Genomic DNA, 1,678 nt, shown 5'->3' with positions numbered 1-1,678 from the left:
CGTGCTCGCGCCGGTCGGCGTGGTGCCTGTGGCCGGAGCCGGCGAACCGGCGACGTTCGTTCCGGCCGCCGCCGAAGTCGGCCCGGTTCCGGTCGTCGCTCCGCCCGGGGCGGTGCCTGCGGCGGCGGAGCCGGACGCCGCCGGGTCCGCGGCGCCCGACGTCGGTGAGCCGGTGGCCGACGGCGCGGTGCTCGTCGCTGCCGTGCCCGAGGGCGCCGTGCCCGAGGTACCGGTTGCCGAACCGGTTGTCGACGTGCCGGTACTCGAGGTCCCTGTGCTCGTGGTCCCGCTGCTCGAGGTCCCGCTGCTCGAAGTCCCTGTGCTCGTGGTCCCGCTGCTCGTGGCTGCCGTGCTCGAGCCGGCACCGGAGGACGGGTTCGTCCCGGCGCCCGCCGACGTCGATACGCCACTGGCCGGAGCCGCCGGCGCGGCCGAAGGGGCGGAGGGCGTGCCCGACGCCTGCGCGCCCGAGTTCGCGGCATTTCCGGCATCGAACACGAAGGCCGTGCCCAAGGAGGATCCCTGACCGCCGTGGATGACGGCGGCACCGGCGCTGGGACCGGAACTCGACGTGTCGGACGACGCCGAGGTCGATGAGGGGGTCGGCGTCGAAGAGCCGCCGGTTCCGGTTCCGGTTCCAGTACCCGATCCGGTCGCCCCGGTTCCCGACCCTGTCGACCCGGATCCGGTCGAGCCGGTACCGGTCGAACCACCGGTGCCCGTCATCCCGCCGGTACCCGTCGTGCCCGTCGAACCACCCGTGCCCGTCGAACCACCGGTACCCGTCGTCCCGCCGGTACCCGTCGTACCACCCGTGCCCGTCGTACCGCCGGTACCCGTCGTACCACCCGTGCCCGTCGTACCACCCGTACCCGTCGAACCACCGGTGCCCGTGGTCCCGCCAGGGGTCGTCCCGCCGGTCTGCGTGGAGCCGCCGACGGTCGCCGGGCCTGTCGTACCCGGACCGCAGACGAGCGTGCTGCTGGAGGTGCTCGTCGACGACGAGCTGGTCACGGTACCCGTGGTCGGGTCGGTCGTGGTCGTCGGAGTCTGTGTGGGTGCCGGGCCGTTCGTCATATGGCAGTTCGAGCCGTACGGCGAGGTCTGCGCCGGCCGCGTGATCGTCGCCGTCACGGGCTGCTGCGCCCGCGCCAGCGCGGCGAGGAAGGCTGCGAGAAGTGACGGGTCGACCTGCACGGTCTGAACCGAGGTCTGCGTCGTCGGGGCCGCGACGGGCACCTGCACCGGAACGGATGTCTGCGTGGGCGCGGCCGCCGGCGCCTCAGGCGCCGAGATCCGCACGGCGATGGTCTTCGGCACGGCTGTGGCGACCGCCTGTGCCGGTGCGCCGATCACCACGGACTGCGCGAGTGCGAGCGTGAAGGCCGCGATCACTGCGGCGAAGACGAACGCGGGTCGCCACGGGCGCGCGAGAGAGACACGGGTATCGGAGACCCGATCCGCTCTCGATGGCATGCCCCGTGCCACGCTTCTACCCCGAACTGCCCGCTCCGTTCACGGCGCCCCGAAAACGCCGCGACCCGGCCGGTCGACAGGGGTCAAGGTAAACCCGCACGGAACCCCGTCGCAATGAGGCTTTTCTCACTTCCGCGGTCGCCGCTCGCCGTCGTATGCGGCATGACACCCGCTGTTGCGCGCGTTTGCGCGGTTCCTGCTT

The 1,678-nt window shown here is 72.8% G+C and carries 2 protein-coding genes; both read left to right on the top strand.

The window, feature by feature from the left end; genetic code table 11:
* Window position 1 precedes the first annotated feature (1 nt).
* Complete coding sequence (locus tag ACYVDK_RS08045; RefSeq protein WP_460520456.1) at window positions 2–526, top strand: hypothetical protein; 525 nt, start codon at window positions 2–4, stop codon at window positions 524–526.
* 9 nt (window positions 527–535) lie between these two features.
* Window positions 536–1,204, top strand: coding sequence for a hypothetical protein (locus ACYVDK_RS08040; protein WP_460520454.1), 669 nt, complete (start codon window positions 536–538; stop codon window positions 1,202–1,204).
* The last annotated feature ends 474 nt before the right edge of the window (window positions 1,205–1,678 follow it).

The organism is Humibacter antri, assembly GCF_054777235.1.
Note: the sequence above shows the minus strand (reverse complement) of the source record. Positions and strands in the feature narration are given on the sequence as shown.